This is a genomic window from Deltaproteobacteria bacterium, assembly GCA_016208165.1.
Lineage (GTDB): Bacteria > Desulfobacterota > Desulfarculia > JACQYL01 > JACQYL01 > JACQYL01.
Genome location: JACQYL010000019.1, coordinates 35,461 through 42,019, shown reverse-complemented (window position 1 = coordinate 42,019; position 6,559 = coordinate 35,461). Strand labels below are relative to the sequence as shown.

Sequence of the window (6,559 nt, the reverse complement as noted above, 5' to 3'; positions counted from 1 at the left end):
AATATCCTTTTAGTCGACGATGAGAAGAAATTTCTGGATACCATCTCCGAGAGAATACGTCTCAAAGGATTTGAGCCGTTGCAGGCGTCCAGCGGCAAAGAGGCCCTTGAAATCGCCCGCAAGCACAAGATCCGTGCGGCGGTCGTGGACCTGAAGATGCCGGACATGGACGGCCTGGTCACCATCACCAAGCTGAAGGAGATACACCCTGAGATCAGGACCGTGCTCCTGACCGGGTTTGGGGACGAGAAGGTGAAGGAAGCGGCCGGAGCTCTGGATACGGCCTACTTTGAAAAGGATGAAATGGGGGGCTTCTGGGATTTCATGAAGACCCTCGGAAAGAAGAAAATTCACATTCTTTTGGTGGACGACGAGAAGAAATTTCTGGACACCATCTCCGACAGAATACGCCTCAAAGGATTCGAACCGTTGCCGGCGTCCAGCGGCAAAGAGGCCCTTGAAATCGCCCGCAAGCAAAAGATCTATGCGGCGGTCGTGGACCTGAAGATGCCGGACATGGACGGCCTTGTCACCATCACCAAGCTGAAGGAGATACACCCTGAGATCAGGACCGTTCTCCTGACCGGGTTTGGGGACGAGAAGGTGAAGGAAGCGGCCGGAGCCCTGGATTCGGACTATTTTGAAAAGGACCAGATGGGAGGATTTTGGAGTTTTATGAAAAAGCTCCAGAAGAACCTGGAAGACAGCATGGCGGATGCGGGCATGTCTGCTTACGGCGGCTTGGACGATGAGGACAAGACCAAACAGGACAAAGGCAAAAAGCCTTAGTTCAGGTTCATACCGGGAGTAGGTTTCAAGAAGCGCTTCCACATGGAAAGCGCTTTTTTATGGCTTAGTGGGAGCTACGCCTTGATTTTTGCCCGTGGATTGTTTATTTTTTTAACGGTTACGTTAACCTGTTTTAATTCACAACAAGAAAGAGGATCGGAGTGAGGCGAGCCCCTTCCAAAGGCATCATAGTCCTTCTGGTGGATGATGAAAAGAAGTTCTTGGAGTCCATCTCGGAAAGAATCCGTCTGAAGGGTTTCGAACCCTTGTCCGTATTCAGCGGTGAAGAGGCGATCGACATCGCGAAGAAGAAGAGCATCGATATGGCGATCGTCGATCTGAACATGCCGGGCATGGACGGTTTGACCACAATCACCAAGCTGAAGGAGATCCGTCCTGGAATCAAAACGGTGCTTCTGACCGGCTATGGAAACGAAAAGATCAAGGAGGCCGCTGAAGCGCTGGAATCGGACTATTTCGAAAAGGATGAGATGAAGCAGTTCTGGAGCTTCATGAGACAGTTCGGTTCAAGAAGCGGGATGATTATCATCAAGCCGTCTTTCGGGGAAGAGGAGGGGGCAGGTTCAGACAGGGATGTCGACGCCGGCGCTTTTGACAAGGGGTACATGCCGGAAGAGATCGAAATGCAGGCCGCCCGGCAGACGCTGGAGAGGAGACTTTCATATACGGACATCGATGTATCCAACCTCTATTCAGAGTCCAGGATACAGAAACTGATCGGGGAATCTCCCTCTATTCTAGAGATTAAAAGGAATATCCGCAAGGTGGCCTCGCTGGACTGCACAGTCCTCATCCTCGGGGAAACCGGTACGGGCAAGGAACTGGTAGCCAGGGCCATACATCTGCTCAGTCCAAGAAAGGAGCGGAAGTTCACGGCTGTCAATTGCGGTTCCTTCACGGAGGAGTTACTCTGCAATGAATTGTTCGGGCACGAGCGAGAGGCCTTCACCGGGGCGCATCATCTCAAGAGGGGGGTTTTCGAAGCGGCGTCCGGAGGAACCATCCTTCTGGACGAGATCGGAGATACTCCGCTCTCCATGCAGATCAAATTGCTCCGTGTCCTGGAGAATAAAACCATCGTCCGAGTCGGCGGAACGGACGAGGTTTCAACGGATGTGAGGGTGTTGGCCGCCACAAATCAGAGCCTCAAGAAAAAGATCGATCAGGGAGAATTCCGGGAAGACCTGTATTACCGGCTGAACGCTTTCATATTGAGGATACCGCCCCTTCGCGAGCGAAAGGACGATATCCCTCTCTTGAGCAGCTATTTTTTGGACAGGTACCGGAAGGAGTACGGAAAAGACATAAAAAAGATCTCTGACGAAGTCCTTTCCATCTTTAAGAATTATGCGTTTCCGGGTAATGTGCGCGAGCTGGAAAATGCCATTGAACGCGCGGTTATTGTGTGCGAGGGGGATGAGGTGAGAAGGGAGCATCTCCCTCAACGGTTCGTGAAAGTCAGACCATCCGTCGTCTTGGAGAAGAAGACCTACGCCACCCTGGCCGAACTCGAGGAGCAATACATTTTAGAGGTCTTGGAGGCCACCAAGGGCAATAAAAGCGAGGCCGCGCGGATACTGGGGATTAATCGGGCTTCTCTCTGGCGGAAACTGAAGCAGATGGACCTTGAAACATAAGGCAGACTGTTTAATTAATAAACATGTTGCAATATTAACCATGTTTATTGTAATATCTTGATTTATCGTTCTTTATCGAACACAAAACGAGGCGAAACGTCGTATTGTGCAACAGATCCTCGACTTTCCGAACGCGGGCCGATTTAGTAATAACTAACAATATCAAGGAGATACAGGTTGGTGGAACGTTGGCACGAAAATTGAACCATCTTGGGTCTAGAAGAGGGAACCCTTCTGCAAACCCGGTGCGCGGAGAATTGTGCCATGCCCATCATCACCATCTCTCGAGATTCATACAGCCATGGCGAAGAAATTGCCCGAAAGGTGGCTGAAAGGCTCGGCTATGCCTGTATCGGCCCTGAAATCATTCAGCGCGCCTGCGACTGCATGGATCTTTCCTTCACCGCAGTCGAAAAAGCGTTGAACGATGCGCCCACTTTTCTTGAACAACTGGCCGCGCAGAAGGAACGCTGCTTGGCCATGTTCCGGGCGGTTTTTTTCGAGACCATGAGCCAGGGCAACGTTGTTTACCATGGCGTTGCAGGACACATTTTTCTTGCGGACATGCCCGACGTTGTCAAAGTGCGTGTGATCGCGGACTTCGATGAGCGCGTGCGCGAAGAAATGCGACGGGAGAATCTTACTTCCGTGGAAGCTCGAAAAAGATTGATTCGAAAAGACAAGGAGCGGGCCAGATGGACGAAACAGCTGTACGGCAAAGACGATCACGATCCTCGTCTGTATGACCTTTACCTCAATCTCCATCGCATCAGCATCGACGCCGCCGTGGCGATCATTGCCGGCACGGCGCAAGTGTCCACGAACGGACACATGGAGATGATGCGAAGCAAGCTAAAGGACATGGCTTTGGCGGCCAAGACCGAAGCCTTGCTTCTCGAGGTGTTTCCTGAAGTGGAAGCCGTCGTCAGGGAGGGTGAGGTCTTCGTCAGTGTAAAAGGGTCGATTTTGCAGGAAAAGTTGATAGAAGAGAAAGCAAGGAAGATCATGGCCAAAATGGATGGAGTCAAACGCGTGAACATTGGAGTGGCGCCATCCATCTACGCACCGTTTTGATGCATGGACACAAGGAGGGTATCCCATGAAGGATGAAGAGAAACGGATCAAGCTTCTCATGGTCGACGATGATGAAAAACTCCTCAAGGTCACCTCGGAACGACTCGGACTGAAAGATTTCGACGTGGCCACCGCCAACGATGGCATTCAGGCCATCAAGGTCGCGAAAAAAGGAAAGTTCGACGTGGCCATACTGGACCTGAAAATGCCCGGTATGGACGGAATGGAACTTCTGAAGATCCTGAAAGAAAAGCATAAATTCCTGGAGGTCGTCATCCTGACCGGGTATGCTTCCATCGATTCAGCGGTAGAGTGTACGAAGCTGGGGGCGTTCGGCTATTTAGAAAAGCCTTATAAGTTCGAAAAGCTCCTCGAAGTGCTGAAGGAAGCTTACGCCACACGACTCAGGAAGAAATTCGAGCAGGACAAGAAGCGATCGGAGGAAATCGAATTCTTGGCCATGGGATCGAGTCCTATGGGCATTCTCCGGTCCTTGCGGAATCTGGACGACGATGAGAAATAGAGCACAGTGACTTCATCGGAGGAGAGGGGTGACCGCCGGCCTGAATCCAGTCCCGGGGAAGCCGGGTTTTCCGGCTGCGGTTCCCCTCGAAAATGGAGATATCCCTCCGGCCCCCCTCGGATGCGAACCGGGTATGTGAAAACGCCTGTGTATGCGTCCATGGCTATTACTCGGTCTAGGTGCTCCTCGACTGCTCCAAGGTGTTGGAAAGCATTACCGTGCCGGCCGTCGGCCCTGTACGGCCGGTCTCCGCATCTCTTCTTCGGACCGCAACGGGCGGAGTTCGTGGATGAATTCGCGCCGGAAGCGCGCTCACTATTCCGGTCTCGATGCGTCACTGTCCTGCCGTCCCGCCCGGGGCGCTGAAGACTAAATCCAGCTGAAACGTCAGGTTCATTCCCTGAGAGCCCGTAATGGTGGATTGATATGAGCCGGCTCCGTTGGGAGTCATCACCAGGCTCTTGCCCATACCGGCCAGGTCGCCGGACACTGCGAGCCCGTTCGAATAGTCTTCGTCCAGAAAAACGGTCCAGTCCACCAGGTTCGGAGTGAAAATAAATAGAGAAGACCCGGCGCTGTACGTTTGAAGATACAAGTTCATCCCGTTTTCCTGTTCCTGCTTATAAATACCGTCCGCCGGAGGGGAATTTTCCAGGGCTGCAAACGTTCGCGTCAGTGTCCAGGTTTCGCTTCCCCCGCCGGCATAGGACAGGACCGTCAGAATCTTCCCCCCTGGAACGAACGACATATTCAGTCTATGGCCGATTCCACCCAGGTCCGAAACGTTCGACAGTCCATCCTCCCAGTCGTCGTCGATAAACACGTACCAGTCTTGCAGGTCCGGTGTAAGAATAACCAGCATCGAACCTACGGTATACGTCTGGATGTAAGCGCTGATGACGGGTTGAGGTCCTTCGTCCTTATAGATGCCGTCAGGCATGTTCGTCTCGATATCCGGTGGAAACACCCGGACCGTTGTGGTGTCCGTGTCCGTGAGCCCGTGCGAATCGGCTACCGTCAGCGTAAACGTCAAAAGCACGCCTTCCGGAGTCCCTTCGACGGGAGTAAACGTGCTCATCACGTTCCCGGCGTTGGACAGCTCCACCGTCGGTCCTCCGGTCTGCACCCACGAGTAAGAGGCGATATCGTTATCCGGGTCCGATGAACCCGAACCGTCGAGAGTGACGAGGCTGTTTACCACGGCCGTCTTGTCCGCGCCGGCGTCGGCGACTGGAGGACGGTTCTCCTGAGAGGCCTGCACGACTACGGAAACCGTGTCCGAGGACGACAATCCCGTATGGTCCATAACGGTCAGATTGAAAGTGTACACCGTCCCTTCAGGCACTCCGGCCGCAACGGGGAATGTAGGCTGAACCGCCGTAGCGTCGGACAGCACGACATCGGGGCCTTCAGTCTGGTCCCAAGCGTAGGAGGCGATACCGTCGTCCGGGTCCGAAGAAGCCGAGCCGTCCAGCGTAACCTGAGCGCCCGGAACCACGGTCTGGTCCGTTCCCGCCCGGGCGGTGGGTCCCTGTTGCGTCGGCCCATCGGAGAACGGGGAATCGCCGTCGGGTGAAGCGCCCAGCAGAAACGTCACGGTGGCCGAGGTCGCGGTGGGATCCAGATCGAACGCCATGGCCGTAGTCACATCGTTGGGTCCGTAAACCGCCTTGTCCGGATATCTGGAATCCGAAGTCACGGGCAGGTTCTCCGTATAGACATTCCCGGTTGGAGAAAAGATCTCGTCGCTGCTGATGGATATATCTACAATATCATCAAGAAGATCAGGATCTTCTCCCTCACCGGCGTTCCTGTCTGCCGCCCAGCCCAAAAACGAGGCGTTCAGGGTCGAGCTGAATTCCGTAGCCTGGGCCACCCCGTGATTCACGTTTTTACCAAGGACCAGCAGACGGATGTCTTCCGGTTCCGAGCCGTTGAGGACCACCAGGAGATCGTTACTACTGTCACTGGAGTCTCCGTCCAGATAGTTGATCAGCCGGAGCGCTCCGAGCGGCTCCATACTCTCGAACGTCAGTGTAACCCTGTAAATCTTACTATCGGGCTCGATGGACGATACGGCTTTCCAGTTCACGGTTCCGTTGGGTCCGGGAAAAAGCCCGGCGGATTCGACTTCGTTCGTGCCCGACTTCAACGTGGGCGGCGTCGTAACGTCGGTATCGATCAGTTGAAAAGGCGCCTCTTCGCCCACTTCCACCGCCGTGAAAAACCAGAAAACCACCTTCGTCAAGCCGGTAGGTCCTAAAGGATCGAGGGTTCCTCCAGTCGAATCTCCCGCGACGTCGACCACCACTTCCCATTTCCCGTCTCCCTGGATCCCGTTTCCTATCGTCACGGCTCCGAGAACAACGGTGCTGCCGAACATGAGTGTACACATGAAAAACAAAGAAGCGAGCCCACGGCCGGTTGTTTTCATCGCTTATCCTTATATTAGATTTAGGGAAACGGTCATCGCGTCCACGCAGCCACGAACATTTCGTAAAATGACGCCCTGTTC

The 6,559-nt window shown here is 53.8% G+C and carries 5 protein-coding genes; 4 read left to right on the top strand and 1 reads right to left on the bottom strand.

What is annotated here, in order from left to right; all coding sequences use genetic code 11:
* From HY788_03560 to HY788_03545, 4 genes are all read left to right on the top strand, one after another.
* The coding region (locus HY788_03560; protein ID MBI4773252.1) for a response regulator at nucleotides 1-789 on the top strand (789 nt) is incomplete at its 5' end.
* A gap of 161 nt (nucleotides 790-950) precedes the next feature.
* The gene (locus tag HY788_03555) at nucleotides 951-2,447 is read left to right on the top strand and encodes a sigma-54-dependent Fis family transcriptional regulator (protein ID MBI4773251.1); all 1,497 of its coding nucleotides are present in this window, start codon (nucleotides 951-953) and stop codon (nucleotides 2,445-2,447) included.
* Between the two features lie 264 nt (nucleotides 2,448-2,711).
* On the top strand, nucleotides 2,712-3,521 hold the full coding sequence (locus tag HY788_03550; protein MBI4773250.1) for a cytidylate kinase-like family protein: 810 nt from the start codon (nucleotides 2,712-2,714) through the stop codon (nucleotides 3,519-3,521).
* A 25-nt stretch (nucleotides 3,522-3,546) separates the two neighbouring features.
* Nucleotides 3,547-4,044 carry a response regulator gene (locus tag HY788_03545; protein ID MBI4773249.1) on the top strand — a complete coding sequence of 166 codons (498 nt, stop codon included), beginning with the start codon at nucleotides 3,547-3,549 and terminating at the stop codon, nucleotides 4,042-4,044.
* A 334-nt stretch (nucleotides 4,045-4,378) separates the two neighbouring features.
* Here HY788_03545 and HY788_03540 read toward each other — a convergent pair whose 3' ends face one another.
* The gene (locus tag HY788_03540; protein ID MBI4773248.1) at nucleotides 4,379-6,478 is read right to left on the bottom strand and encodes a hypothetical protein; all 2,100 of its coding nucleotides are present in this window, start codon (nucleotides 6,476-6,478) and stop codon (nucleotides 4,379-4,381) included.
* Nucleotides 6,479-6,559 lie beyond the last annotated feature (81 nt).